General features: G+C 69.7%; 27 protein-coding genes and 1 tRNA gene. 18 read left to right on the top strand and 10 right to left on the bottom strand.

Annotated features, from left to right (window positions below):
• Positions 1–2: 2 nt before the first annotated feature.
• Genes FDA94_RS20265 through nuoH form a run of 3 tightly spaced genes read left to right on the top strand, consistent with a single transcriptional unit; the run spans position 3 to position 1,946 of the window.
• On the top strand, positions 3–488 hold the full coding sequence (locus FDA94_RS20265) for an NADH-quinone oxidoreductase subunit B (RefSeq protein WP_137248647.1): 486 nt from the start codon (positions 3–5) through the stop codon (positions 486–488).
• Positions 485–1,006, top strand: a complete 522-nt coding sequence (locus FDA94_RS20260) for an NADH-quinone oxidoreductase subunit C (protein WP_137248646.1) — start codon at positions 485–487, stop codon at positions 1,004–1,006. Before FDA94_RS20265 ends, FDA94_RS20260 begins: the two co-directional genes overlap by 4 nt.
• Positions 999–1,946: an NADH-quinone oxidoreductase subunit NuoH gene (gene nuoH / locus FDA94_RS20255; protein WP_137248645.1), complete on the top strand. Its 948-nt coding sequence runs from the start codon at positions 999–1,001 to the stop codon at positions 1,944–1,946. The genes FDA94_RS20260 and nuoH overlap by 8 nt, the downstream gene beginning before the upstream one ends.
• On the opposite strand, the gene FDA94_RS20250 is transcribed toward nuoH, so the two are convergent.
• Together FDA94_RS20250 and FDA94_RS20245 are read right to left on the bottom strand one after the other, a co-directional pair.
• The gene (locus tag FDA94_RS20250) at positions 1,943–3,277 is read right to left on the bottom strand and encodes a serine/threonine-protein kinase (protein ID WP_137248644.1); all 1,335 of its coding nucleotides are present in this window, start codon (positions 3,275–3,277) and stop codon (positions 1,943–1,945) included. The genes nuoH and FDA94_RS20250 overlap by 4 nt on opposite strands.
• Positions 3,278–3,316: 39 nt before the next feature.
• Positions 3,317–3,937, bottom strand: a complete 621-nt coding sequence (locus FDA94_RS20245) for a ComEA family DNA-binding protein (protein ID WP_137248643.1) — start codon at positions 3,935–3,937, stop codon at positions 3,317–3,319.
• Between the two features lie 156 nt (positions 3,938–4,093).
• Between FDA94_RS20245 and FDA94_RS20240 the strand changes: the two genes are divergently transcribed.
• The 7 genes from FDA94_RS20240 to FDA94_RS20210 all read left to right on the top strand — a co-directional run bounded on the left by FDA94_RS20240 (position 4,094) and on the right by FDA94_RS20210 (position 11,502).
• Positions 4,094–4,909, top strand: coding sequence for a 4Fe-4S binding protein (locus FDA94_RS20240; RefSeq protein ID WP_137248642.1), 816 nt, complete (start codon positions 4,094–4,096; stop codon positions 4,907–4,909).
• On the top strand, positions 4,906–5,439 hold the full coding sequence (locus FDA94_RS20235) for an NADH-quinone oxidoreductase subunit J family protein (RefSeq protein WP_137248641.1): 534 nt from the start codon (positions 4,906–4,908) through the stop codon (positions 5,437–5,439). The genes FDA94_RS20240 and FDA94_RS20235 overlap by 4 nt, the downstream gene beginning before the upstream one ends.
• The gene (gene nuoK, locus FDA94_RS20230) at positions 5,439–5,747 is read left to right on the top strand and encodes an NADH-quinone oxidoreductase subunit NuoK (RefSeq protein ID WP_137248640.1); all 309 of its coding nucleotides are present in this window, start codon (positions 5,439–5,441) and stop codon (positions 5,745–5,747) included. Before FDA94_RS20235 ends, nuoK begins: the two co-directional genes overlap by 1 nt.
• Complete coding sequence (locus FDA94_RS20225) at positions 5,744–7,570, top strand: NADH-quinone oxidoreductase subunit 5 family protein (protein ID WP_137248639.1); 1,827 nt, start codon at positions 5,744–5,746, stop codon at positions 7,568–7,570. Before nuoK ends, FDA94_RS20225 begins: the two co-directional genes overlap by 4 nt.
• A 157-nt stretch (positions 7,571–7,727) precedes the next feature.
• Positions 7,728–9,209 carry a complex I subunit 4 family protein gene (locus FDA94_RS20220; RefSeq protein ID WP_137248638.1) on the top strand — a complete coding sequence of 494 codons (1,482 nt, stop codon included), beginning with the start codon at positions 7,728–7,730 and terminating at the stop codon, positions 9,207–9,209.
• Positions 9,206–10,621 (top strand): NADH-quinone oxidoreductase subunit N, encoded by a 1,416-nt coding sequence (locus tag FDA94_RS20215; RefSeq protein WP_137248637.1) that lies wholly within the window; start codon positions 9,206–9,208, stop codon positions 10,619–10,621. Before FDA94_RS20220 ends, FDA94_RS20215 begins: the two co-directional genes overlap by 4 nt.
• Before the next feature lie 65 nt (positions 10,622–10,686).
• Complete coding sequence (locus FDA94_RS20210) at positions 10,687–11,502, top strand: M48 family metalloprotease (protein WP_137248636.1); 816 nt, start codon at positions 10,687–10,689, stop codon at positions 11,500–11,502.
• Here FDA94_RS20210 and FDA94_RS20205 read toward each other — a convergent pair.
• Positions 11,499–12,074 carry a pyridoxamine 5'-phosphate oxidase family protein gene (locus FDA94_RS20205; RefSeq protein WP_137248635.1) on the bottom strand — a complete coding sequence of 192 codons (576 nt, stop codon included), beginning with the start codon at positions 12,072–12,074 and terminating at the stop codon, positions 11,499–11,501. The genes FDA94_RS20210 and FDA94_RS20205 overlap by 4 nt on opposite strands.
• Positions 12,075–12,093: 19 nt before the next feature.
• Positions 12,094–13,074: a hypothetical protein gene (locus tag FDA94_RS20200; RefSeq protein ID WP_137248634.1), complete on the bottom strand. Its 981-nt coding sequence runs from the start codon at positions 13,072–13,074 to the stop codon at positions 12,094–12,096.
• A gap of 104 nt (positions 13,075–13,178) precedes the next feature.
• On the opposite strand from FDA94_RS20200, the gene FDA94_RS20195 reads away from it, so the two are divergent.
• Entirely contained in the window at positions 13,179–13,697 is a 519-nt protein-coding gene (locus FDA94_RS20195) for a hypothetical protein (RefSeq protein ID WP_137248633.1), read from the top strand.
• A 5-nt stretch (positions 13,698–13,702) separates the two neighbouring features.
• Complete coding sequence (locus FDA94_RS20190) at positions 13,703–14,164, top strand: hypothetical protein (protein ID WP_137248632.1); 462 nt, start codon at positions 13,703–13,705, stop codon at positions 14,162–14,164.
• On the opposite strand, the gene FDA94_RS39960 is transcribed toward FDA94_RS20190, so the two are convergent.
• The 3 genes from FDA94_RS39960 to FDA94_RS20175 form a co-directional block, all read right to left on the bottom strand.
• On the bottom strand, positions 14,118–14,333 hold the full coding sequence (locus FDA94_RS39960) for a hypothetical protein (protein ID WP_212735407.1): 216 nt from the start codon (positions 14,331–14,333) through the stop codon (positions 14,118–14,120). The genes FDA94_RS20190 and FDA94_RS39960 overlap by 47 nt on opposite strands.
• Before the next feature lie 271 nt (positions 14,334–14,604).
• Positions 14,605–15,096, bottom strand: coding sequence for a YajQ family cyclic di-GMP-binding protein (locus FDA94_RS20180; protein WP_062338397.1), 492 nt, complete (start codon positions 15,094–15,096; stop codon positions 14,605–14,607).
• A 17-nt stretch (positions 15,097–15,113) separates the two neighbouring features.
• The gene (locus tag FDA94_RS20175) at positions 15,114–15,596 is read right to left on the bottom strand and encodes a GNAT family N-acetyltransferase (protein WP_137248631.1); all 483 of its coding nucleotides are present in this window, start codon (positions 15,594–15,596) and stop codon (positions 15,114–15,116) included.
• A gap of 93 nt (positions 15,597–15,689) precedes the next feature.
• On the opposite strand from FDA94_RS20175, the gene FDA94_RS20170 reads away from it, so the two are divergent.
• Positions 15,690–15,774: transfer RNA gene (locus tag FDA94_RS20170), tRNA-Tyr, on the top strand.
• A gap of 52 nt (positions 15,775–15,826) precedes the next feature.
• Here the strand turns inward: FDA94_RS20170 and FDA94_RS20165 are convergent.
• Entirely contained in the window at positions 15,827–16,657 is an 831-nt protein-coding gene (locus FDA94_RS20165; protein WP_137248630.1) for a GAF domain-containing protein, read from the bottom strand.
• Positions 16,658–16,691: 34 nt separating this feature from the next.
• Positions 16,692–18,203: a sensor histidine kinase gene (locus tag FDA94_RS20160; protein WP_137248629.1), complete on the bottom strand. Its 1,512-nt coding sequence runs from the start codon at positions 18,201–18,203 to the stop codon at positions 16,692–16,694.
• Positions 18,204–18,400: 197 nt separating this feature from the next.
• Between FDA94_RS20160 and FDA94_RS20155 the strand changes: the two genes are divergently transcribed.
• Positions 18,401–19,231, top strand: coding sequence for a phosphoribosylaminoimidazolesuccinocarboxamide synthase (locus FDA94_RS20155; protein WP_137248628.1), 831 nt, complete (start codon positions 18,401–18,403; stop codon positions 19,229–19,231).
• A 4-nt stretch (positions 19,232–19,235) separates the two neighbouring features.
• On the opposite strand, the gene FDA94_RS20150 is transcribed toward FDA94_RS20155, so the two are convergent.
• Positions 19,236–19,775: a DUF302 domain-containing protein gene (locus tag FDA94_RS20150; protein ID WP_137248627.1), complete on the bottom strand. Its 540-nt coding sequence runs from the start codon at positions 19,773–19,775 to the stop codon at positions 19,236–19,238.
• 133 nt (positions 19,776–19,908) lie between these two features.
• On the opposite strand from FDA94_RS20150, the gene FDA94_RS20145 reads away from it, so the two are divergent.
• The 4 genes from FDA94_RS20145 (at position 19,909) to FDA94_RS20130 (ending at position 24,529) form a co-directional block, all read left to right on the top strand.
• On the top strand, positions 19,909–20,247 hold the full coding sequence (locus tag FDA94_RS20145) for a VOC family protein (protein WP_137248626.1): 339 nt from the start codon (positions 19,909–19,911) through the stop codon (positions 20,245–20,247).
• Between the two features lie 55 nt (positions 20,248–20,302).
• Positions 20,303–22,660, top strand: coding sequence for an ATP-binding cassette domain-containing protein (locus tag FDA94_RS20140; RefSeq protein ID WP_137248625.1), 2,358 nt, complete (start codon positions 20,303–20,305; stop codon positions 22,658–22,660).
• Between the two features lie 91 nt (positions 22,661–22,751).
• The gene (locus FDA94_RS20135; RefSeq protein ID WP_170991034.1) at positions 22,752–23,972 is read left to right on the top strand and encodes an FG-GAP repeat domain-containing protein; all 1,221 of its coding nucleotides are present in this window, start codon (positions 22,752–22,754) and stop codon (positions 23,970–23,972) included.
• A gap of 371 nt (positions 23,973–24,343) precedes the next feature.
• Positions 24,344–24,529 (top strand): hypothetical protein, encoded by a 186-nt coding sequence (locus tag FDA94_RS20130; RefSeq protein WP_137248623.1) that lies wholly within the window; start codon positions 24,344–24,346, stop codon positions 24,527–24,529.
• The last annotated feature ends 3 nt before the right edge of the window (positions 24,530–24,532 follow it).

Here is a 24,532-nt window from a genome sequence, read left to right as displayed (position 1 = left end):
CCATGGTTGATCTGCCCACTCCGACGTTCGGCCCCGCCGCGAGGCTGGCGCCCAAGCCGATGAAGTTCGTGCTGAACTGGGGTCGCCGCTACTCGCTGTGGGTCTTCAACTTCGGCCTGGCCTGCTGCGCGATCGAGTTCATCGCCACCTCTATGAGCCGCCACGACTTCATCCGGTTCGGGGTCATCCCGTTCGCCAACGGCCCCCGCCAGGCCGACCTGATGATCGTCTCGGGCACGGTCACCGACAAGATGGCCCCGGCCGTCCTGCGCCTCTACGAGCAGATGCCCGACCCGAAGTACGTCATCTCGTTCGGGGCCTGCTCCAACACCGGCGGCCCCTACTGGGACTCCTACTGCGTCACCAAGGGCGTCGACCAGATCATCCCGGTCGACGTCTACGTGCCCGGCTGCCCGCCCCGCCCCGAGGCGCTGCTCCACGGGATCATGAAGCTCCAGGAGAAGATCGCGGGGGAGTCGCTGACATGATCTTGGACGAGTTCGGCTCCCGGGTCGTGGTCTCCGAGTCCTTCGGCGAGACGACCGCCGACGTCGGCCCCGCCGACTGGATCGAGGTGCTCACCTCCTGCCGCGACCGGGGCTACTCCTTCTTCGACTGGCTCACCGCCGTCGACGACCCGCCCCAGGGCTTCGCCGTCGTCGCCCACCTCGCCGACCAGGAGAACCACCGCCGCCTGCTGGTACGCACCCACGTGCCGCTGGCCGACCCCGTGCTGCCGTCGGCGGTGGGCGTGTTCCGGGGGGCCGACTGGCACGAGCGGGAGACCTTCGAGATGTTCGGCGTGGTCTTCGACGGCCACCCCGACCTGAAGCCCCTGCTGCTCCCCGACGGGTTCGAGGGCCACCCGCTGCGCAAGTCCTTCGTGCTGGCCGCCCGGGTGGCCAAGACCTGGCCCGGCGCGAAGGAGCCGGGCGAGTCGAGCGCGCCCTCGCGCCGCAAGATGCTGCCGCCCGGCGTGCCGACCGACTGGGGGCGCAATGCCTGAGCTGCTGGAAGTCGCGATCAGGGTGATCGTGATCGTCGGGGCGTTCCTGCTGCTGCCGCTGATCGTCGGCCAGCTGGAACACAAGGCCATGGCCCACATGCAGTCGCGCCTCGGCCCCATGTACGCCGGCGGCTTCCACGGCTGGGCCCAGCTCATCGCCGACGGCGTCAAGTTCATGCAGAAGGAGGACGTCATCCCGGCGGCGGCCGACCGGGCCGTCTTCAAGCTGGCCCCCGCGGTCGCGCTGGTGCCCTACCTGGTCGTCATGGTCGTGATCCCGGTGGGGCCCGGCCTGCTCGGGGTCGACCTCGACGCCGGGATCTTCTTCGTGCTGGCCGTGATGGGCGTCGGCGTGCTCGGGTCGATCATGGCCGGGTGGTCGTCCGGCAACAAGTACTCCGTGCTGGGCGGGATGCGCTCGGCGGCGCAGCTGATGTCGTACGAGCTGCCCCTGGTTCTGGCCGCCTCCAGCGTGGCCATGGCGGCCGGGACCCTCTCGCTCCAGGGCATCGTCGAGGCCTGGGAGCCCTGGTGGCTGGCCTGGCAGGCGATCGGCGCGGTGGTGTTCTTCGTCGCCGGGCTGGCCGAGCTCCGCCGTCCGCCGTTCGACATGCCGATCGCCGAGTCGGAGATCATCATGGGCCCGATGACCGAATACACCGGCATCCGGTTCGCCCTGTTCATGCTGACCGAGTACGCCGGGATCGTGGTCCTGTCGGCGCTCACGACGGTCCTCTACCTGGGCGGCTGGCAGGGCCCGCTGCTGCCCGGCCCGGTCTGGACCCTCATCAAGATCTTCGCCCTGGCCTTCGTGGTCATCTGGGTCAGGGTCAGCTTCCCCCGGATGCGGGAAGACCAGCTCCAGCGGCTCGCCTGGGTCGGCCTGGTGCCGCTGGCGCTGGTGCAGCTCGCGCTGACCGGGGTCGTGAAGGTCCTCTAGTGCACGATCCGCAGCATGATGTCCGAGGCGGTGGGCCGGTTCGCCGGGTCCTTGTCCAGGCACGACGCCGCCAGGGCCCGTAACGACACCGGCAGTTCGGTCAGGTCGGGCTGGTGGTTGATGATCCGGTTGAGGATGGCCGGGATCGTGTCCTGCCCGAACGCGTTCTTGCCCGACGCCGCGAACACCATCGTGGCCGCCCACGCGAAGATGTCGGTCTCCGGCCCGACCGGCCGGCCGCCGACCTGCTCCGGCGACATGTAGGCCGGGGTCCCCATGACCTGGCTCGCGGTCGCGTTGACCTGGTCGAGGGCCTTGGCGATGCCGAAGTCGATCACGCGCGGGCCGTCGGAGCCGATCAGCACGTTGCTCGGCTTGAAGTCGCGGTGCACGATCCCCGCCTTGTGGATCGCGGCCAGCGCGCCGGCCGTCGCGAGGGCGAGCCGGGTCAGCCCGTCTTCGGTGCGGGGGCCCTTGTCCTTGACGAGCTGCTCCAGCGACACCCCGTCGACGTACTCGGACACGACGTAGGCCAGGTCGTCGGTGATGTTCACGTCGAGCACCCGGGCCGTGGAGAACGGCGCCACCCGGCGGGCCGCGTCGACCTCACGCAGGAACCGCGCCTGGGCGTCCCGGTCCTTGGCGATGTGGGCGTGCAGCACCTTGATGGCGACCTTCTGCCCGCGCTGGTCGACCCCCAGGTAGACGGCGCCCTGCCCGCCCTGCCCGAGGTCCCCGATCACCCGGTAGGGCCCCAGCCACTGCGGCCCCTGGCTGCGCGGCTGCACCCCCATCGTCGAGGGGTGGGTCGGCTGCGTGAACGGCCGGGGCGGCGGCGGGGTGCTCAGGTGCGGCTGCGGGACGTGGGTCGGCCGCGGGGGCTGCGGCTGCTGCTGCGGGTAGGCCCTCGGCGGCGGCATGGGCATCGGCCGCTGCGGCTGGTACTGCGGCTGCTGCTGCTGGTGGTGGACGGGCTGCTGCTGGACGGGCTGCCAGGCGTACCCCGGCTCGAACACCCCCCGCCGGATGATCAGGGTGTGCGCGAGCCCGCCGAACCAGTTCAGGCACAGGCCGATCGTCGTCGTCGTGTCGAGCCACACGGGCCACGTGTTGACGTCCTCGTAGCTGGCGAGGGCGATGATGAAGACGACGAAGTTCAGGGCGTAGACCCCGGTGGCGACGATCAGCCAGGGGCTGCGCTTCTTCGCCGCCGCATAGCCGATGGCGAACGGCGTGCCGAACCCGCAGGTGAAGAGCGGAACAATCGCCCACAGCCAGGACACCGCCGTGTTCGACGCGGGCTGCTGCGGCGGCTGCCAGTACGGATGCACAGCGCGAACAATACGTACTTCCGACGCCAAGCGCCGCTATTACGGGAGATAGACGCCGTATTCGGAGAGCTCATCCCGGCTCGTGACCGGCAGGTCGAGCAGGTCGGACAGGTCCTCCGCCGAGGTGAAGGTGACCGTCCGGCTGCGCGCCTCCAGCACCCGTTCGACCAGGTCGGGCGTCATCCCGGGAACGGTCCGGAGCACGATCGCGGGCGCGTGGTTCATGTCGACCAGCCCGCCGTCGTCGAACCGCCGCCCCAGGTCGGGCCTGCCGACCCCCAGCCGCCGCGCCCGGCCGGGGTTCCGGGTGGCCAGCGCGCGGGCCTCCTTGCGCAGCAGCCGCGCCCGCTCGAACGGGCAGGCCGGGCCGAACACCCTCCTCCTGACCGCGAAGGCGTGGAGCGTTCCGCCGAGCCACGACACGAAGAGGCCGAGCACCATGACCCCGGCCCAGATCCCTGACGGGGTTCCCGTAGCGTTGCCGATGAGGAGCCAGGCGGCCATCGAGGCGGCGTACAGGACCGAGGAGAGCACCAGCCACCAGCTTCGCCGCTGGAAACCGGCCCACCCGAACGTGAACGGCGTCGCGAAACCAATGGTGACCAGGGGCGCCACCGCCCACAGAAAGCCGCGAGCCGCCGACCGCGGCACCTGGTCCATATGCGAAGGATACGGACTTTCTGTCTCGACCTGGAGAAAACCGATAGGGCCGGGTCGTCACATTCACGAGTGGCCTGTTCTAGGGGATGATGTTGGATCGTGGCGCGCATACCAGGAACGGGCCTGGCCAAGGGCTTGGCCGTAACGCTGCGACACATGCTCAGTCGCTCGGTGACCCAGCAGTACCCGGAGGTCAAGCCCGACCTGCCGCCCCGATCTCGCGGCGTGATCGCGCTGGTCGAGGAGAACTGCACGTCATGCATGCTCTGCGCACGAGAGTGCCCCGACTGGTGCATCTACATCGACTCCCACAAGGAGACGCTGCCCGCCCCCGAGGGCGGCCGTCCCCGGCAACGCAACGTGCTCGACCGCTTCGCCATCGACTTCTCGCTGTGCATGTACTGCGGGATCTGCATCGAGGTCTGCCCGTTCGACGCGCTCTTCTGGGCGCCGGAGTTCGAATACGCCGAGGGCGACATCCGCAACCTCCTCCACGAGAAGGACCGCCTGGGCGAGTGGGTCTCCAGCGTCCCGGCGCCCCCGCGCCACGAGGCCAACGCCGAACCGCCCAAGGAAGTGACGGCGAGCAAGCGCCCGGCGCGAGGCCCGAGCACCGGCGGCGCGGCCAAGCCCGCTCCGGCTGACACGGAGGGTCCCGGCGAGGCCAAACCGCGCCCCGCCCGCGACGTCCGCGCGATCCGGCCCCCGGGCCGGCTGCCCGATCAGGGTGCCGGTGACGAATCGAGCAGCTCGGGCGAGGCCAAGCCGCGTCCGGCGCGTGATGTGCGCTCGATCCGGCCGCCGGGCCGGTTGCCTGACCGGACGCCCGGTGAGGAGACGCCGGCTCCGGCTGACGAGGAACCTCCTGCGAAGCCCCGGGCCCCCCGTGATGTGCGGTCGATCCGGCCGCCGGGCCGGCTGCCCGAGCGGCCTGACGGCGGCGGGGAGCGGCCTGACGAGGAGGGGCCGTGAGTGGCGTCGGCTTCTGGCCGCCGTCCGTGCTTGAGGTCGTCTTCCTGTTGCTCGGGCTGGTGGCCGTCGGGTCGGCGTTGCTGGTGGTGACGACCCGGCAGCTGGTGCACGCCGCGCTGTGGCTGGTGGTGTGCTTCGGGGCGCTCGCCGGGTGTTATCTCGTGCTGACGGCCGAGTTCGTCGCCTGGGTGCAGGTGCTGATCTACGTCGGCGCCGTCGTGGTGCTGCTGCTGTTCGGGATCATGCTGACCCGGGCGCCCATCGGCAGGAGCGACGATCTCGACTCGGGCAACCGGGTGGTCGCGGCCGTCGTCGCCGTCGCCACCGCCGGGGTGCTGGTCAGCGTGGTCGTGGGCGGGTTCCAGCACGCCTACGCCGACCTGCGGCCGGGCGCCGGGTCGGCCGAGGAGCTGGGCGCGAGCATCTTCCGTAACTGGGTGCTGCCGTTCGAGGCGCTCTCGGTGCTGTTGCTGGCCGCGCTCATCGGGGCGATCGTGCTGTCGCGCACCGACATCAAAGGGCGGCGCTGATGCACGTCGTCTATCCCGCCGTCGTGGCCGCGCTGCTCTTCTCCATCGGCGTGTACGGCGTCCTCGCCCGGCGTAACACCATCCTCGTGTTGATGTCGGTCGAGCTCATGCTCAACGCGGTCAACCTGAACCTGGTCGCCTTCGACGTCTGGCTGCGCGACGTGCTCCACTCGGGTCAGGTGCTGACCCTGTTCGTGATCGTCATCGCCGCCGCCGAGGTCGGGATCGGGCTGGCCATCGTGCTGGCCGTCTTCCGCACCCGCAAGGCCATCGAACTCGACCGACTGCGCGAACTGGGGGAGCCGTGATCGCGTCCCTCGTGGTGGTCCTGCCGTTCGCGGGAGCCGTGCTGGGCCTGCTGCTGTCCCGCTACCCCCACGGCCGAAGCCCCGCCGAAGACCTGGTCGCCAACAAACGCGCGGCCTGGTTCGGGGTCGTGCCGACCGCCCTGTCGACGGCCCTCATCGGCTGGCTGGCCTGGGAGGACACGCCGTCGACCAGCGTGCTGACCAAGATCGACACCGGCGGGATCGCGATCACCGTCGGGCTGGAGGTCGCGGAACTGTCGGTGCTGACGGCGATGCTCGTCGGCGTGGTGGCGCTGGCGGTGCAGGTCTACTCGGTCGGATACATGCGGGGCGAGTCCCGCTATCCCTCCTTCAGCGCCTTCATCAGCCTGTTCACCAGCGCGATGCTGCTGGTCGTGTTCGCGGCCGACCTCCTGGTCCTGTACGTCGGCTGGGAGATCATGGGCCTGTGCTCCTACCTCCTGGTGGGCCACTGGTGGGAGGAGCGGGCCAACTCGCGGGCCGCGATCAAGGCCTTCCTGGTGACCCGCCTGGGTGACGTCGGCTTCCTGTTCGGCATCTTCGTCCTGGGCTTCGCGGCCGGCTCCTTCCGCATCGCCGACATCATGGCCGCCGACATCCCCGACTCGACGCTGGTCCTGGCCACGCTGCTGCTCCTCGCGGGGGTGGCCGGCAAGAGCGCGCAGGTCCCGCTGCACACGTGGCTCCCCGACGCGATGGCCGGCCCGACCCCGATCAGCGCCCTGATCCACGCCGCGACGATGGTGGCGGCCGGCATCTTCGTGGTGGCCCGCCTCTACGTGCTGTTCCCGCAGCCCACCCTCGACGTGCTCGGCGTCGCCGCCGCGATCGGCATGCTCGGCGCGGCCCTGGCCGCCTTCGCGCAGAACGACCTGAAACGCGTGCTGGCCTACTCGACGATCAGCCAGCTCGCCTACATGGCCGCCGCCCTCGCCGGCGGGGCCCGCGACGCGGCCGTCTTCCACCTGGTCACCCACGGCGCCTTCAAGGCCCTGCTGTTCCTCTGCGCCGGCGCGGTCATCCACCACGTCGGCTCCAACCTGCTCGGCCACATGGGCGGCCTGCGCCGGTCGACGCCGGTCACGTTCTGGACCATGACCATCGGCTACGCCGCCCTGATCGGCCTGCCCCCGGCCAGCGGCTTCTTCAGCAAAGACGCGATTCTCTACGGCCTGGAGCGCTCGTCGAGCCCGATCCAGCTCCTCCTCTACGGTTCGGCCCTGCTGACCGTCGGCGTGACCGGCGCCTACGCGACCCGGGCGTGGCTGATGACCTTCTTCGGCACCGGCAAGATCCAGGCGCTCCCCGAACCCGCCCCCGGCACCGCCCACGTCTTCGACGGCCGGGAGGCCCCGCTGTCGATGCTGTGGCCGATGGGCGTCCTGGCCGTCCCGGCCCTGCTCCTCGGCTTCACCGACGCCGGTGAGTTCCACCTCGCCCCGGCGGTGACCGCGCTGGTCGTGGCGCTGCTCGGAGCGGCGTTCGTCTACGTGATCTGGCGCGGCGCGCCCGAACGCGACCCGGCCCGGCTGCTGGGGGCCTTCCGCGATCCGTGCGAGCAGGTCTTCTACGTCGACCGGCTCTACGCGGCCGTGTTCGTCCGGCCGGTGCTCGCGCTGGCGCGCGGGGTGGTCCGAGCCGACGACCACGTGGTCGACGGCGCGGTGCGGTCGACCGGGCGGGCCACGGTCGGGCTGTCGGGGCTGGTCCGCCACCTGCAGAACGGCAACGCCCAGCTCTACGTGACGGGCGTGCTCGCCGGGGTGCTGCTGATCGCGGTCGGGGCGGTGGTGCTGGGATGAGCGCGACGACGGCCGGGGTCGCAGTGGTCTCCGGGGCACTTGCGGATGACGGGCGTGCTCGCCGGTGCGCTGCCGGGATGAGCCGGACGACGGCCGCGTCCGTGAGGGTGGGCCTGGACAGGGCTGCGCCCGGCTCCTCTGACGGGGTGGTGGGGCCGTGAACGTGTTGCTGGTCGTGCTGCTCGTCCTGCCGCTGCTGGGGGCCGCCGCGCTGCTCGTTCCCGGGCCGCTGGGCGCCGTGGCCGTGCGGTTCGGGCTGGCGGTCTCCGGGGTGGTGTTCGCGGTCGCCGTCGCGGTGGCGTCCGCGTTCGACTACTCCGCCGCCGGGCGCGTGCAGGGGACCGTCGACCTGGCCTGGATCCCCTGGCTCGGGGTGCGGTTCCACGTGGGAATCGACGGGATCTCGCTGCCGCTCGTCGTGCTGACCGCGCTGCTGACCCTTCTGTGCCTCGTCTACCTGGCCGGGCACCGGCCGCCACGGGTCAGGGAGCTCGTCTTCGCGCTGCTGGTGCTCGAACTCGGCATGATCGGGACCTTCCTCGCGCTCGACCTGCTGCTGTTCTTCGTGTTCTTCGAGGTCGTGCTGATCCCCATGTACTTCGTCATCGCGGTCTGGGGTGGCGAGGGGCGGCGGCGGGCGGCGTACAAGTTCATCCTCTACACGCTGCTCGGGTCGGCGGTGCTGCTGGTCGGGCTGCTCTACGTCTGGGCGCAGACCGGCACCCTCGACATGGTCCGGCTGGCGGCCGAGCATCCGATGAGCCGGACGGCGCAGATCCTCGCGTTCGTGGCCATCGGGCTCGGGCTGGCCGTCAAGACGCCGATGTGGCCGCTGCACACCTGGCTGCCCGACGCGCACACCGAGGCCCCGACCGTGGGATCGGTGCTGCTTGCGGGGGTGCTGCTGAAGATGGGCACCTACGGGTTCGCGCGGGTGGCCATCCCGATCCTGCCCGAGGGGGCCGCGGCCGTCGCGCCGTGGCTGGGGGCGCTGGCCGTCGTCGGCATCGTCTACGGCGCGCTGGCCTGCCTGGCGCAGCGCGACCTGAAACGGCTGATCGCCTATTCGTCCGTGGGCCACATGGGGTTCGTGCTGCTCGGGTTCGCGACCCTCACGCCGGTCGGGATCAACGCCGCCCTCTTCGGGAACGTCGCCCACGGGCTGATCACCGGCCTGCTGTTCTTCCTGGTCGGGGCGTTGAAGGAGCGGCACGGCACGTCCGACCTCGATCAGCTGGGGTCGGGGCTGCTCGGGCGGCTGCCCTATGTCGGGTCGCTGCTGACCTTCGCCTGCGTCGCGTCGCTCGGGCTGCCCGGCCTCGCGGGGTTCTGGGGCGAGATGCTCGCCCTCCAGGGCGCCTACGAACCGGCCGCCGGGCTGCCCCGGGGGCTGTTCGTCACGTTCATGGTGATCGGCGGGCTCGGGGCGGTGCTGACGGCGGCCTACTTCCTGGTCATGCTGTCGCGGCTCACCCACGGGCCGTGGGGCGGGCCGGGCCCCACTCTCCACGACGCCACCCGGGTCGAGCTCACCGCATGGGTGCCGCTCGTCGTGCTCATCCTGGTGTTCGGCCTGTGGCCGTCCGCGCTGCTCAGGCTGACCACACCCGCCGTCCACGCGCTTCTGGGGGTGCCGTGATCCAGTCGATCGACTACTGGGCGATCGCCGCGCCCCTGATCCTGGCGCTGGCCGCCGGGCTCGTCCTGCTGCTCGAGGCCTTCCTGCCCGCCCGGCCAGGGGTCCGGACCGCGCTCGGTTGCCTCACCCTGGCCGCGCTGGCGGCGGCGTTCGCCGTGGTGGTGGCCCAGCGGGGCGTCCGGGAGACGTTCTGCGTGCCGTCGGTCGGGTGCTCTTACGTCGTCGACGCCACCACGGTCGTGTTCGCCGGGCTGGCCCTCGGGGCCGGCGCCGTCGTGGTCCTGCTGTCGATGGGGCAGCTCGCCGAGGGCGACATCCCCGTCGGGGAGTGGTATTTCCTGCTGCTCGCGGCGCTGGCCGGAGCGGTCACCCTGCCCGCCTCACGCGACCTGATCATGCTGGTCGTCGCGCTCGAACTCGTCTCGCTGCCGGTCTTCGCGCTGACCGCGCTGCGCCGCTACGACGGACGCGGCGCCGAGGCGGCGCTCAAGCTGTTCGTCGTCTCCGTCGTCTCCACGGCCGTGATGCTGTTCGGGATCAGTCTTCTCTACGGCATCACCGGCGCCGTCCACCTCGACGCGATCGCGGCGGCGCTGGCGCAGCCCGAACGCCCCGGGGCCGGGCCCGTCGTGGCGGTCGGGGCCGTCATGGTCGTGGCCGGGTTCGGGTTCAAGATCGCCGCCGTGCCGTTCCACTTCTGGGCCGCCGACGTCTACCAGGGCGCGCCGATCCCGGTGGCGGCCCTGCTGTCGGTCGTGTCGAAGGCGGCCGGGTTCGCCGGGCTCATCCTCGTCCTCACCCAGGCCCTGCCGGGCGAGTCGGCCACCTGGACGCCGATCGTGGCGGTGCTGGCCGCGCTGACCATGACCGTCGGCAACGTGCTGGCGCTCCGGCAGACCCATCCGGTCAGGCTGCTGGCGTGGTCGTCGGTGGCCCAGTCGGGATACGTCCTGGCCCCCATCGCCACCACCGACGCCCAGGCCGCCACCGCCTACCTGGTCTTCTACGCCGCCATGAACCTGACCGCCTTCGCCGTGGTGATGGCCGTGCCCCACGACACGCTCGACGGCTACCGGGGCCTGGTCTCCGCCCGGCCGGTCGCCGGGCTGGCGCTGGCGTTCGCGCTGATCTGCCTGGCCGGGCTGCCCCCGGGCCTCGCCGGGCTGTTCGCCAAGGTCGTGGTGTTCCGCGAGGTCGTCGCGGGCGGGCTCGGCTGGCTCGCGGTGGTGATGGCCGTCAACACGGTGATCGGGCTCTACTACTACATCGCCTGGACGGCCCGCCTGTTCACCCCCGCCGACGCCACCCGGCGCGCCGGGTCCGGGCCGGCCTGGATCGCCGTCGGGGTGGCCACGGCGGTGGCGGTGGGCTTCTCGGTCGCGCCCCAGCTCGTCCTCGCCACGCTGGGCTGACGTTCGGGACGGGAACGCCCAAACGTCCGCCCACGTTGGAGGGGAGGAGCGTGAGGAGGTGGACGATGCGGAGAAACGGGACGCGTACGGCGGGGGTGTTGGGCGCGTCCGCCGTGCTGATCGTCGTGGTCGCCGGGTTGCTCGGGGGACTGACCGGCCTGATGGCGGGGGTGCCGCTGGCCGGGGTCACCGTCTGGGTGGCCTATTTCTTCTCCGACCGGTTCGCCCTCGCGGCGCTCCGCGCCCGGCCCGTCGGGGAGGTCGAGCACGCCGCCCTCTACGAGATCGTGCGGGAGCTGTGCACGCAGGCCCGCCGCCCGATGCCCCGCCTCTACGTCTCCCCGCTGGCCCAGCCCAACGCCTACGCCACCGGCCGCACGCCGCGTAAGTCCGCCGTGATCGTCACGCAGGGGTTGCTGACGCTGCTCGACGAGCGGGAACTGCGCGGGGTGATCGGGCACGAGCTGGCCCACGTACACAACCATGACACCCTGCTCGCCTCGGTGGCCGGGGCGCTGGCGACCATGTTCACCACGTCGGGCTATCTCGGCCCGGTGTTCGGGGTGCGCCGCGCCGACGACGAGACGCCGGCCCCGCTGACCCGGTTCGTCGCCGCGCTGCTCGCGCCGATCGCGACCGGGCTGGTCAGGCTCGCGCTGCCGCCCGACCGGGAGTTCGCCGCCGACGAGGCGTCGGCGCGGATGACCGGTGACCCGCTCGCGCTCGCGTCGGCGCTGCGGCGGATCGAGGCCAGCAACCGGGCCCGGCCGCTGCCGCGCAACGGCCGGATCGCCAGCGCCAGCCACATGCTGTTCGCGGGGCCGTTCGCGACCCGGCCGACCACCGCCGAACGGGTCGCCAACCTCGAACGGCTGCGCTAGCTGCGCCGGTGCGCCGGGTCGGTCTCCCCGGCGTGCAGCCCGAACAGGCCGTCGATGCTCTCGCGGGGGGCGCTCGACCGCTGGAACTGCCGCTTCTTCGAGCTGTCGAGCTCGTGGTGCTCGTCGAGGAGGGTGCGGTCGTTCTCGAAGGCCATGAACGGCACCGCGAAGCCGCAGGAGTCCGAGATGCGGTCGCAGCTCACCACGATCACCGACCGGACGGCCGGATGCGGGCCGAAGTTCTTCAGCAACGCCTCGAAGCGGGCGTCGCCCGGGGTCACGACCTCGCCGGTGCCGTACAGGCGGACGATGTTCGGCGGCCCGGAGAAGGACGCGAACATGATGGTGATGCGGCCGTTGTCGCGCAGGTGGGAGATGGTCTCGACGCCGCTGCCGTCGAGGTCGAGGTAGGCGACGGTGGTGTCGTCGAGGACGGCGAAGGTGTCGGGGTAGCCCTTGGGAGACACGTTGACATGCCCGCCGCTCTCGGGGGCGGTGGCGACGAAGTAGACCGGCTGTGAGGTCACGAAGGTCCGCAGCCGGTCGTTGATCACGTCATATTGTTTGCCCATGACCGGACGATAACCCCGATCATTCGCCCGGCAGCCACCATATCCACAGGCCGGACCGCAGGGTCCAGCTGTCGATCTTCTTCAGCTCCCCGGTGTCGACGTCGATCGTCCGCAGCCCGCCGCCGATGACGTCGCCGTTCGCGTTGTTCCGGTACGTCCAGAGCAGCAGCCGATCAGAGCTCTGCCAGGCCAGCTTGTTGGCCCGCTCGCCCTTCGGCATCGTCAGCTTCACCGGCGGCCCGACCGAGTCGGACGCCAGGTCGTACACCCGCAGCGCCGCCTGGCGGCCCTCGATGAACACCGCGATCGAACGCCCGTCGTCGGCCAGGGCCAGCGGATAGTTGCCGTCGACGACCTGCGGCACCTCCTGGCTGCTCACCTCGCCGTCGGCGTCGTACGAGGAGAAGATCGTGGTGTTCTGGTCGGAGGTGGCGGTCACCATCACCTTCGACCCGTCGCCGCTGAACCCCTGGAGCGAGGTGTCGGCGGGCAGCGTGTAGTAGCTCCCGGACGCCACGTCGACCACCTTCGACGGCAGCGTCCCCTGGACGTAGTCGATGGCGAGCCGCTTGCCGTCGTACGACAGCATCGTGTCGAGGTCGTTGATCAGCAGCCCCTTGGGCGGCTTCGCCGCCGCGCCCCGTACCGGATGGACCTTGCCGGTGACGAGGTCGCGCACCACCAGCTTCTTCGCGGTCGTGAAATAGGCGACGCGCCGGCCGTCGCCGCTCAGCGCCGGCTGCAGCGAGCTCTCGCGGTCGACGCCCCCCGACGCCGTGACCTGGTGCACCTGCGCGTCCGGAAGCGACGTGGAGCTGCCGTCCCGGCGATAGATCATCCACTTCCCGCAGGGCACCGAGTAGTCGGCCTTGGCGCACGCCTTCAGCCAGACGTACCGGGCGGGCGAGGAGGCGGCTCCCGTCGACGCCTCCGCGACCGCCACCGGCGACACGACCGCGAGCGCCGTCAACACGGCGGCCGCGTATGCACGCTTCTGCATGTGCGTTCCTTTCGTCACCGGAGTAGATGCCGGAACCGGCGCGGAAGTTGGCAGCGAATCGGTAACCGGCATGAGGAGGACCCACTTGTGATGGAATCTGGCGAATGGAACGCGCACGCCAGTTATTGGGCGATCTCCTGATCGCCATCACACTGGTGGTCATAGCGGGCGGCGCCTATCTCGGCAGCCACTATGCGATCACCGACGAGATGGTGCCCTATTCCGGCACGTACCCGCCGCAACTCGAGGGCGTCGTGGTGCCCGCCGCCTACGAGTCGGTCCTGACGATCAGTCTTGATGTCCCCGGCGGCCTGCTGCTGCGCCAACTCCACGGCCAGTACGGAAACGTCCTGCTCGTCGGCCTGGTGGTCTGGGCGGTGCTCGGCCGCTTCCGCTACGCCCTCCCGGCGTTCGCCCTGGCCGTGGCCGCGGCCTTCTCCGGATGGCAACTGGGCGAGGGCAACCCGCCCGTCCCGCTCTGGTTCGCCGCCCACCTCGCCGCCACTCTGGCCATGGCCGCGATCCTGGTCGTGTCCTCCCGGCGCGAGGCCAAGGAGAGACCCGTTTCGATCGGGTACGTCGCCGGAGTTCTCGGCCTGCTCGTAGTCGCGGCCCTTATCTGATGACCATGACGCGATTGCGGCTTTTCGTGGGCGACCTGCTAATTCTGGTCACCTTCCTGGGCGCCCTCACCGGCGAGTCGTATTTCCTGCCGTTCGGCGGCGAGGTGGTGCACCGGGGGTCGTACGCACCGCTGCAGAACGTTCCCCACGTGGTCGACCACGCGCCGACCGTGTCGGTGGACATCTGGGCGTTCGACCTCGACCGGGGCGGGATCCTGTTCTACGGGCTGATCCTGTGGACCGCGATGGGGCGTTACCTGCACGGCGCGGCGGCCTTCGCCCTGGCCGTGGTCACGACCGTCACCGCGGTCCTGCTTCACGTGGACGGGGTCTGGTACGTCCCGCACCTGCTGGCGACGGCGGGACTCGGGGCCGTGCTGGCCGACGCGTCCCGCCGCGAACGGACCTCGGCCGCGCCCATCAGGTCAGCGGTTCCCCGCCGTCGACCCGCAACGTCACTCCCGTGAAGAACGGATTGGTCATCGCGAAGATGACCGCGTCGGCGATGTCCTTGGGCGCGCCGATCCGCCGTGCCAGCGCGGCGATGCTGTCGTCGTCGGTGACGTCGACGCGCTCGGCGGTGATCCGCTCGTCGTCGTAGGCGTTCCGGAGCGCCTCCTGATCGCGCCCGGCCACGATCCACTGCCAGGGCCGATCACGACGACGGTACGACCGTCGAGTGAAGATGACATGTCGGCACCCGCCCTTTTTCGCTGGTCGCCATCGACGGTAACCAGAGGGGCGAAGGGCGGGGTTGTGGCGTGCGGGGGGATGGGACGGTTTTTAGCGTTCGGGGGCTCGCCCGGCTGACCCGGAAAGGACTCAGGGCACATGGTCGCTTCGGGATCGGCGACCGTGTGCCCTGAATGTGCCCTCTGATCTTCGGCGGGACGCGAAGACGCAGGTGTCAGCGATAGTTCTTGAACTGCAGCGCGATGTCCAGGTCTTTCCCCTTGAGCAGGGTGATGACCTCCTGCAGGTCGTCCTTCTTCTTGGAGCTCACCCGCAGCTCCTCGCCCTGGATCTGGGCCTTCACGCCCTTGGGCCCCTCGTCGCGGATCATCTTGGAGATCTTCTTGGCGTTCTCCTGGTCGATGCCCTCCTTGAGGGCGACCATCAGCCGATATTCCTTGCCGGAAAGCTTCGGCTCACCCGCGTCGAGGACCTTCAGCGACAGCCCGCGCTTGATCAACTTCTCGCGGAACACGTCGAGGACGGCGTTGGCCCGCTCCTCGCTGTTCGCCTTGATCTCGATGTCCTTCTGCCCGGACCAGGAGATCTCCGCGCCCGTGCCCTTGAAGTCGAAGCGGTGCCCGACCTCTTTGACCGTCTGGTTCAGCGCGTTGTCGACCTCCTGCCGGTCGATCTCAGAGACAACGTCGAAACTGCTATCGGCCATCGGTGTCCGTGTCCTCTCTACGTTCCTACCGACCTTAGCCGTCTCATGACCACTCGCGGCGCCACCTCGATCCCGAGCTCCCGTTCATGTGCTACGAGCGCTTCGAGTTCGGGCCCCCACTCAGCGGAGTCGAGGACGTGGAAGCCGCGCCTGGCGTACCAGGGGGCGTTCCACGGCACGTCCCTGAACGTGGTCAGCGTGACGTGGCCCAGCGCGCAGACGGCCTCCAGGAGCGCCGTCCCGAGACCTTTTCTCTCGTGTACGGGGTGCACCGCCAGCTGGTCGAGATGTACGTGGCCGTCGACGCTCCCCACGAGGGCGAAGCCCACCGGGGGCCGGCCGGTCACGTAGACACGCCCGGGATCGGAGACTTCTTCGATCATGGTGGTGCCGGGCGGGAAGACGATGCCCAGCCGGGCGAACTGCGCGTCGGCGGCCAGCTCGATGGCGGCCAGGCCGGGGAGCTCGGCGGGGGTCGGATGTCTGATCACGTTGACCATCCTGGGCGATGGACGTCTGGGACAAACCGATGTCACGTGTACGGCCCGAGTCCGCTATTCTCTTACCTGTCGCCGCCGAGAGGCGGATGACACGGCAGGTTGCCCGAGTGGCCAAAGGGAGCGGACTGTAAATCCGTCGGCTAAGCCTACCCAGGTTCGAACCCTGGACCTGCCACCAGCAGGAAGAACGGCCCCTGACCAGCGCAAAGCTGGTCAGGGGCCGTTCTCGTTCATGAGACCCACGCCTGCACGGCCACGCCGGTCAGGTCCCCCGAACCGGTGACCAGTTCCGCGACGACTCTCGCCGTGCGCCCGTCGGACAGGGCGATCTCCACGACCTCTTCCCGGCCCTGCGCCACCAGCCTCACCGCGGCGTCCTCCAGCGCGATCCGATCCCAGAGCCGCAGGTCCGCGGGCATGGAGGTCGGAGCGACGGCTGCGGCGTCACCTGCCCGCGCCGAGTCGAGGAACCGCTGGAACAGGGCCCGCTCGCGGCTGGCGCTCAGGTCGAGCAGGCGCTGCTCGACCTCGTAGGCCGACCGCCGGACCATGGCCGTCATCTGCGCGTTCGTCCCCTCACTCAGAGAGGCGACGCACACCACCCCCGCCACCTGCCCGCTGAGGGGATCGAGCACGGGGCTGCCCGCGGCCGAGAACCTCTGCAGTTCCTCCCACAGGTGTTCCTCTCCGGAGACCTGGTAGGTGCGCCGCTCCAGCAGCGTGGAGCCGACGGCGTTGGTGCCGATGTCCGACTCCGCGTAGCTGAAGCCGGGAATGACGCCGATGGCGTCGGCCGCTCTGCGCATCGACGTGTCGCCCAAGGCGCGCATGGCCAGCACTCCGGAGGCGTCGCTCAGGAACACCCCTGCCGGGCTGCCGTCGATGACGGTCTGCAGCCGGTTGAGGACGGGCTGGGCCGCGCGCACCAGAATGCTGTCGGAGTCCAGGTCGTCGAGCAGCCGCACTTTGACCGCGCCAGGGTTGAGCCCGGCGTCCTGACAACGCCGCCACGAATTCAGGATCGGATCGCGTACCGCCTTCTCCGCGGAGATTCTGCTCAATTCAACTCCATCATTTCGCCTGTGAGCACCTGGTTCACGACGCGGCCGGCAGGCGAAGGACGAAGCGGGCCCCGTTGGGGGCCGCGTCCTCCACCTGGAGGGTGCCGCGATGGGCTCGGGCGATGTCGCGGGCTATGGCCAGGCCGAGCCCGGTGCCGCCCTTGTCGCGGCTGCGGGCGCTGTCGAGCCGGGTGAAGGGCTGGAAGATGTGCTCGCGGTCCGCCGGGCCGACCCCCGGGCCGTCGTCGGTGACGCTGAGCTCCACCGTGTCGCCGGTGCGGCGCACCCCCACGGTGACATGCCGGGCGGCGTGCCGTTGCGCGTTGTTCAGCAGATTGTGCAGCACCCGGCAGATCTGTATGGGTACGGCGTCGGCCAGCACCCCGGGGGCCAGGTCCAGGCGTGCCGGGCGCGGGTCGCCGATGCGTACCGCGACCTCGGCTTCCACCAGTTCGGCCAGGTCCACGGGCTCCACGGCGGGGAGCGGCGTGGCCTCGCTGCGGGCCAGTGACAGCAGGTCGGTGAGGATGGCCTGCAGCCGGTCGACATCGGTCAGCGCGTGGCTGAGCAGGTCGGCGAGGTCGGTCTCGTCCGGGTGGAGCTGGGCCTCCTCCAGCTGGACCCGCAGTCCGGCCAGCGGAGTGCGCAGTTCGTGGGAGGCGTCGGCGGTGAACCGCCGCTGGTGGTCGAGTGCGTGCCGCAGCGACGTGGTGGCGTCCTCCAGTTCAGCGGTGATCGTGCGTTCGTGGGTGTACCGGCGGGCGTTGTCGACGCACACCCCCGCGCGGTTGACCAACTCCTCGGCCAGGGCGAGGTCGTCCTCCTCGAACGCGTTTCTGGCCCTGGATCGGTAGAAGTTGACCACGCCGAGAGTGCTGCCACGGGCCCGCATCGGGACCGAGACGAGGGAGTGGATGCCGTGGTCGCAGACTCTCCGGCCGCGATCGGGATCTTGTGCCAGCCAGCCGAGGCTGGTGGTCAGCACCGGTTCGAGCACCGGCTGCCCGGTGGCCACGCTGCGGGCCTGCGGCGTGGAGGGCAGCAGCTGCATGATCGCACCGACCGGATGCAGATCCGACTCTTCCTGTACGCCCAAGAGCGCGACCCGGCGGAGTCCCTCGATGACCGTGGGGGGCTCGTCGCCGCGCAGCACCTGGTCGCACAGATCGACGCCGATGTAGTCGGCGAATCTTGGGACGGCGACTTCCGCCAGTTCTTCGGCGGTCCGGGTCACGTCCAGTGAGCTGCCGATGGTCGATCCGGCGGCGCACAGCAGGTTGAGTCGTTCGCGGGCCTGCAGGGCCAGTCGGCCGATTCCGGGCTCGCTCACCGCGAGCAGCCACCTGTCGGTCACGGGAGCCGGCCGCGTCGCCGCCATCGCGTGATCGTCTCTGGCGTGTTCCGAGCTCACCACCTGCGGGATCTCCGTCCTGTGGGCTGGACGCCCGGCGTTGAAGAAGGCCCGCGGCAGCGGGTCGGCCGCTTCGAGGTCAGCGCTTCTGATCGGCTTGCCCACCGGAAGCATCTCGTCCTTCCGGCTTCTCACCCCTCCATCTCTACTCAATTCGGACGACCGACTCCAATACCAATTTGCCAAATCCTTATTCGATTTAAAGCAAAATATGCATTTCTTTGGCGTCCGCGATGACCAGTCTCCCGACCCGCCGAACCCGTCCCGCAGGTCACCTGATGTACTGGTACACCTCGACCCCCGCGCTACGGGCTTGAAAGGCAAGGAACCCCGTGAAGCTCATCCACTCCGGAAAAGTCCGGGACGTCTACGAAGACCGTGGCGACATCATTCTGGTCGCGTCCGACCGGGTTTCCGTCTATGACGTCATCCTGCCGACCCCGATCCCCGACAAGGGCAAGGTCCTGACGCAGCTGTCGTTGTGGTGGTTCGAGCAGTTGACCGACATCGTGCCCAACCACGTGATCTCCGCCACCGACGTCCCCGCCGAGTTCGAGGGCAGGGCGGTCAGGTGCAAGGCGCTCAAGATGGTCCAGGTCGAGTGCATCGCGCGGGGCTACCTGGCCGGTCTCGGGTTGAAGGAGTACGAGCGCGACCAGGCCGTCTCGGGCATCGCGCTCCCCGAGGGCCTGCTCGAAGGCTCCCAGCTGCCCGAGCCGATTTTCACACCCACGACCAAGGCGCAGCTCGGCGAGCACGACGAGTTCATCACCTTCGCCGACGTGGTGAAGCAGGAGGGCGAGGGCGTCGCCGAGGATCTCAAGAAGATCACTCTGGACGTCTACAAGAGGGGCGCCGAGATCGCCCGCGCGCGTGGCGTGGTCATCGCCGACACCAAGCTCGAGTTCGGCTGGGACGCGGAGGGGGTGCTCACCCTCGGCGACGAGGTGCTGACCTCCGACTCCTCGCGGTTCTGGCCGCTCGACGAATGGCAGCCGGGCCGGACGCAGTTCGCGTTCGACAAGCAGTTCGTCCGCGACTGGGCGGCCGGGACGGGATGGGACAAGAAGGCCCCGGCGCCGGAGGTGCCGCAGCACGTCGTCGACGTGACCCGGGCGCGCTACATCGAGGCGTACGAGAAGATCACCGGCCGCAGCTGGTAGGCCGTCACACGCTGTCGAGCAGCTGAGCCGGTACGGGCACCTCCAGGAACCCCAGCAGCGAGGCCACCTTGCGGTCGAGTTCGACCCCGACCTCGGCGATGGCGGGGTTGCCGAACGCGGCGAACTGCCGGCTGGGCTGGTCGATGGCGAAGCGGGCGTTCCCGGCCTCGTCCTCGTAGATGGTCGTGCGGAGCGGCGCGTACTCCATGACGGCCGGGTCGTGGTGGAACATGCGCTGGGCGATCGTGTGGTTGCCCATCAGATATTGGACGCTCCGCCACGAGTCGCCCGAGAGGCCCATGATCTCGGTGTTGTCCAGCGACCAGAAGATGACGAAGCCGTGCGGGGCGTTGCGGTCGGCGGCCCCGAGCACGGTCGCCCAGTCGGCCGACTCCTGGATGAGCCGGTCGAAAACGGCGCGGTCGAGAGCCGGGACGGCGTCCTCGTAGCGCCACCGGAACTCGTCGAACGCGACGCCGGTGTCGACGGTCAGCCGGTGGGCCTCGTACACGACCTCGATCACGCGGTCCTGTTGGATGGTCATGTCTACCCCCTTTCAGGTGGAACGCCGGGCTCTGTGCGGGCAGTCCCGAACCGGTCAGGATCGGAGAAGCGGGATCATCGTGGCCGCCGATAGCGTGAGCTGCGTAAACATCCCCACCGAAAAGGATCCGGCCATGACCGTCCAGGGCATCAAGACCGTTCTGCACCCCGTCACCGACCTCACCGCCGCCAAGGCCGTCTACACCGCCCTCCTCGGCGTCGAGCCGACGGCCGACTCGCCCTACTACGTCGGTTACGAGAGCGAGGGCCAGCAGATCGGCCTGGTCCCCAACAGCGACATGACCTCGCCGCTCGCCCACTGGCACGTCCCGGACATCGAGGCCAAGATCGCCGAGGTCACCGCCGCCGGGGCCACCCTCAAGTCCTCGCCCAAGGACGTCGGCGGCGGCCGTCTCGTCGCCACCGTCGTCGACCCCCACGGGAACGTCCTCGGTCTCATCCAGGACCGGTGAGAAAACGTCGGTCGCGGCACGTACCCTCGAAGCGGTCGAGAGCCAGGGAGACACCATGAGCCAGCACGCCGCCGACAGCCACGACCTGATCCGGGTCCACGGCGCGCGGGTGAACAACCTCAAAGACGTCAGCGTGGAGCTGCCGAAGCGCCGGCTGACGGTGTTCACCGGCGTCTCCGGCTCGGGAAAGAGCTCTCTGGTCTTCGGCACGGTCGCCGCCGAGTCGCAGCGGCTGATCAACGAGACCTACAGCGCCTTCGTGCAGGGGTTCATGCCCTCCCTGGCACGGCCGGAGGTCGACGTCCTCGAAGGGCTGACCACCGCGATCATCGTCGACCAGCAGCGGATGGGGGCCGATCCCCGCTCGACCGTGGGCACGGCCACCGACGCCAACGCGATGCTGCGCATCCTGTTCAGCCGCCTCGGGCAGCCCCACGTCGGGTCGCCCAACGCCTTCTCCTTCAACGTCCCCTCGGTCACCTCGGCCGGGTCGATCACGGTCGCGCGCGGCTCCGGCAAGACCGAGAAGCGCACGTTCAACATGGTCGGCGGCATGTGCCCGCGCTGTGAGGGCCGGGGTTCGGTCTCCGACATCGACCTCAGGGAGATCTACGACGAGACCAAGTCGATCTCCGAGGGCGCGATCACCGTGCCCGGCTACAAGGTCGACAACATCTGGACGGTCAAGATCTTCGCCGAGTCGGGGTTCCTCGACCCCGACAAGCCGATCGGGAAGTACACCCAGAAGGAGCTCCACGACTTCCTCTACAAGGAGCCGACCAAGGTCAAGGTCGAGGGCATCAACCTCACCTACGAGGGCCTGATCCCCAAGATCCAGAAGTCGATGCTGTCGAAAGACAAAGAGGCGATGCAGCCGCACATCCGCGCCTTCGTGGAGCGGGCGGTCACCTTCACCTCCTGTCCCGAGTGCGGCGGCACCCGGCTGGCCGAGCAGGCGAGGTCGTCCAAGATCAAGGGGATCAACATCGCCGACGCGTGCGCGATGGAGATCCGCGACCTGGCTACCTGGGTGAAGAACCTCGACGAGCCGTCGGTCGCGCCGCTGCTCGACAAGCTGTCCCACACCCTCGACTCCTTCGCCGAGATCGGCCTGGGCTACCTCTCCCTCGACCGGCCCTCGGGCACCCTGTCGGGCGGCGAGGCCCAGCGGGTCAAGATGGTCCGCCACCTCGGCTCCGCGCTGACCGACACCACCTATGTCTTCGACGAGCCGACCACCGGCCTCCACCCCCACGACATCCAGCGCATGAACGACCTGCTGCTCCGCCTGCGCGACAAGGGCAACACCGTGCTGGTCGTGGAGCACAAGCCGGAGACGATCGTGATCGCCGACCACGTCGTCGACCTCGGTCCCGGCGCCGGGTCGGCGGGCGGCACCGTCTGCTTCGAGGGCACCGTCGAGGGCCTGCGCTCCAGCGGCACGATCACCGGCCGCCACTTCGACGACCGGGCCTCCCTCAAGGAATCGGTACGCAAGCCGACCGGCCGCCTGGAGATCCGGGGAGCCGACGCCCACAACCTCAAGAAAGTCGACGTCGACATCCCGCTCGGCGTGCTCGTCGTGGTGACCGGCGTGGCCGGGTCGGGCAAGAGCTCGCTCGTCCACGGCTCGATCCCCCGGGGCGCGGGCGTGGTCTCCATCGACCAGGGCGCGATCAAGGGCTCGCGGCGGAGCAACCCGGCGACCTACACGGGCCTGCTCGAACCCATCCGCAAGGTGTTCGCCAAGGCCAACGGCGTCAAGCCCGCCCTGTTCTCCGCCAACTCCGAGGGCGCCTGCCCGGCGTGCAACGGCGCCGGGGTCATCTACACCGACCTCGGCATGATGGCCGGCGTCGCGACCACGTGCGACGAGTGCGAGGGCAAGCGCTTCGACGCGTCGGTCCTCGACTACAAGTTCGGCGGGAAGGACATCAGCGAGGTCCTCGCGATGTCGGTCACCGAGGCCGAGGCGTTCTTCCGCGAGGGCGAGGGCAAGATCCCGGCCGCCCACGCGATCGTCAAGCGCCTGCTCGACGTGGGGCTCGGCTACCTGGGCATCGGGCAGACCCTCACGAGCCTGTCGGGCGGCGAGCGTCAGCGTCTCAAGCTGGCGACCCACATGGCCGAGAAGGGCGGCACCTACGTCCTCGACGAGCCCACGGCCGGTCTTCACCTGGCCGACGTGGAGCAGCTGCTCGGGCTCCTCGACCGGCTGGTCGACTCGGGCAAGTCGGTCATCGTGGTGGAGCACCACCAGGCGGTCATGGCCCACGCCGACTGGATCATCGACCTCGGCCCGGGGGCCGGTCACGACGGCGGGCGCATTGTGTTCGAGGGGACGCCGGCGGAACTGGTGGCGAAGCGGTCGACGCTCACAGGAGAGCATCTGGCGGCTTATGTAGGCGCGTGAAAATGGCGCCAAGTGTGCGCAAATGGCGTTCGATCGAAATCGAGTGGGTCCTGCCGCCAACCATTTTTTCGAATCAGACGTCTTTGTATATATGACGTTGTGGAGAAAAGGCCTGGCCGCCGGTGTCGCCCTCGCGGCCGGGGTCACTCTGGTCGCAGCCCCGGCCGACGCCGCCCCCAAGAAGCGCCCCGCGCTTCCCGGTGACGTCGACGGCGACGGCCGGGCCGACGTCATCGCGGGCGCTCACCTGCTCAGAGCCGGCGGCAAGTCCGACGCCGGCGCCGTCGTCGTCTGGTTCGGCGGCGCCAAGGTGTCGGCCAAGGCCCGGATCGCCACTTCGTCCAAGCCGGTCGCGAAGGAGAATCTCGGCCGGGTCCTCGCGACCGCCGATTTCGACCGTGACGGCTATTCCGACGTCATCGCGTCGGCCCGGAAGAAAGTCGTCGTCTTCCGGGGATCGTCCACCGGCCTGAAATTCAGCAAGTCGTTCGTCTGGCCGATCACCGGCGCAGCCATGAAGGCCGCCGATTTCAACGGCGACGGCTATGGTGACGCCGTCGTCCAGGGAAACAGGGAAATCGTCGTCTTCAAGGGCGGCGGCAAGGGGCTGACGAAATCCGGCACGCTCAAGAACGGCGCGGCGATGTTCGGCGCGGTGCTGGCGGTCGGCGACGTCACCGGTGACAGGCGGCCCGATCTGGTGGCCGCGAACTTCCGGCCCGCCTACCCGGAGCCGACCGGTCCGCAGCGGATCACCGTGATCCCGGGGTCGGCGAGCGGTCTGTCGACAGCGCGGGCCTGGTCGTTCGAACCGGCCCGGCGCGACGTCTTCGACATCGCCGCGGGTGAGCTGACCGGCGACGGCAAGGCCGACGTCGTGCTGGCGACCGGCGAACAGGTGCTCGTCCACCGGAGTCTGGGAAGCGGCGTGAGGGCGCCCCAGACACTGTCCTTCTCCAATTTTCCGGGCAACCTCGCCATCGGTGACCTGGTCGGAGACGGCCGCGCCGATCTGGCCGTCCACGTCGCGGCCGACAACCACGACTGGGTCGAGGTCTACAAGGGGAGCGCCGGGGGAGTCACGACCAAGCCCGCCCGGACTCTGCAGAAGGAGAACTATGAGACCGGGTTCGGCGCGGCGCTGACCGTCGCCGACGTCGTCGGCGACAGGAAGCCCGACCTGGTCGCCGGGGTTCCGGGCGTCTACGCGGTCGGTCAGGTCCACGTGCTCCCGAACGGGAACTACACCGGCCTCCAGCGGCTCAGACTGAGCACGTCCGGCGCCCACGGCCTGGGCTTCGCCCTCCCGTAGCCTCACCACGACTCGGCGAACTCCCTGAGCCGTTTTCGCAGCCGCTTGGCGTCGGTGGCGGCAGGACGGCCAGGGCCGCGTGGAGGATGGCGTTCACTTCCGACATGTCCGGACAGCAGATGATGTAGCCGCAGCCGAAGGCGGGGTCGAACAGGCGTCGGTAAAGGTCGTGGATGAGGTTCTGCCACCCCTGGTAGGCGTCGGAGACCGCTCCCGGATGGAACCGGTCGCGCTCCAGCAGGGCGAGGGCGATGCGGCCACGGTGCGTCAGGCCGGGCAGGTGGGGCGTGGGCTCGTCGAAAAGACGGACACGCGCGGGGCTCCTGCGAGCCATGGGCCTTTCTGTCGGTGGCGGCTCCTAGGGTCCACGTATGCGCGACGGGCTCATCTGGTGGTCGACAGCGAAGGCGACGTTCGGGCTGGTCGTCAGTGACGGCGTGGTCGTCGAGGCGGCCCCTTACGCCCGTCGCTGGGCCCAAGGGCGCCCGGCCGACGAAGTGCTCGAAAAAGCGCGCCGCAGCAGGGGTGTATCCGTCGAGTGGATCCCGCGACAATGACGG

It is taken from the genome of Herbidospora galbida, assembly GCF_005233835.1.
GTDB lineage: Bacteria > Actinomycetota > Actinomycetes > Streptosporangiales > Streptosporangiaceae > Herbidospora > Herbidospora galbida.
Note: the sequence above shows the minus strand (reverse complement) of the source record. Positions and strands in the feature narration are given on the sequence as shown.

What these genes read in the sequence shown, in the direction of transcription:
- FDA94_RS20265 (WP_137248647.1), top strand. Translation starts at nt 3, where the DNA reads ATGGTTGATCTGCCCACTCCGACGTTCGGCCCCGCCGCGAGGCTGGCG.
- FDA94_RS20260 (WP_137248646.1), top strand. Translation starts at nt 485, where the DNA reads ATGATCTTGGACGAGTTCGGCTCCCGGGTCGTGGTCTCCGAGTCCTTC.
- nuoH (WP_137248645.1), top strand. Translation starts at nt 999, where the DNA reads ATGCCTGAGCTGCTGGAAGTCGCGATCAGGGTGATCGTGATCGTCGGG.
- FDA94_RS20245 (WP_137248643.1), bottom strand. Translation starts at nt 3,937, where the DNA reads ATGGACCAGGTGCCGCGGTCGGCGGCTCGCGGCTTTCTGTGGGCGGTG.
- FDA94_RS20240 (WP_137248642.1), top strand. Translation starts at nt 4,094, where the DNA reads ATGCTCAGTCGCTCGGTGACCCAGCAGTACCCGGAGGTCAAGCCCGAC.
- nuoK (WP_137248640.1), top strand. Translation starts at nt 5,439, where the DNA reads ATGCACGTCGTCTATCCCGCCGTCGTGGCCGCGCTGCTCTTCTCCATC.
- FDA94_RS20210 (WP_137248636.1), top strand. Translation starts at nt 10,687, where the DNA reads ATGCGGAGAAACGGGACGCGTACGGCGGGGGTGTTGGGCGCGTCCGCC.
- FDA94_RS20205 (WP_137248635.1), bottom strand. Translation starts at nt 12,074, where the DNA reads ATGGGCAAACAATATGACGTGATCAACGACCGGCTGCGGACCTTCGTG.
- FDA94_RS20200 (WP_137248634.1), bottom strand. Translation starts at nt 13,074, where the DNA reads ATGCAGAAGCGTGCATACGCGGCCGCCGTGTTGACGGCGCTCGCGGTC.
- FDA94_RS20195 (WP_137248633.1), top strand. Translation starts at nt 13,179, where the DNA reads ATGGAACGCGCACGCCAGTTATTGGGCGATCTCCTGATCGCCATCACA.
- FDA94_RS20190 (WP_137248632.1), top strand. Translation starts at nt 13,703, where the DNA reads ATGACGCGATTGCGGCTTTTCGTGGGCGACCTGCTAATTCTGGTCACC.
- FDA94_RS20180 (WP_062338397.1), bottom strand. Translation starts at nt 15,096, where the DNA reads ATGGCCGATAGCAGTTTCGACGTTGTCTCTGAGATCGACCGGCAGGAG.
- FDA94_RS20175 (WP_137248631.1), bottom strand. Translation starts at nt 15,596, where the DNA reads ATGGTCAACGTGATCAGACATCCGACCCCCGCCGAGCTCCCCGGCCTG.
- FDA94_RS20150 (WP_137248627.1), bottom strand. Translation starts at nt 19,775, where the DNA reads ATGACCATCCAACAGGACCGCGTGATCGAGGTCGTGTACGAGGCCCAC.
- FDA94_RS20145 (WP_137248626.1), top strand. Translation starts at nt 19,909, where the DNA reads ATGACCGTCCAGGGCATCAAGACCGTTCTGCACCCCGTCACCGACCTC.
- FDA94_RS20140 (WP_137248625.1), top strand. Translation starts at nt 20,303, where the DNA reads ATGAGCCAGCACGCCGCCGACAGCCACGACCTGATCCGGGTCCACGGC.
- FDA94_RS20135 (WP_170991034.1), top strand. Translation starts at nt 22,752, where the DNA reads ATGACGTTGTGGAGAAAAGGCCTGGCCGCCGGTGTCGCCCTCGCGGCC.
- FDA94_RS20130 (WP_137248623.1), top strand. Translation starts at nt 24,344, where the DNA reads ATGCGCGACGGGCTCATCTGGTGGTCGACAGCGAAGGCGACGTTCGGG.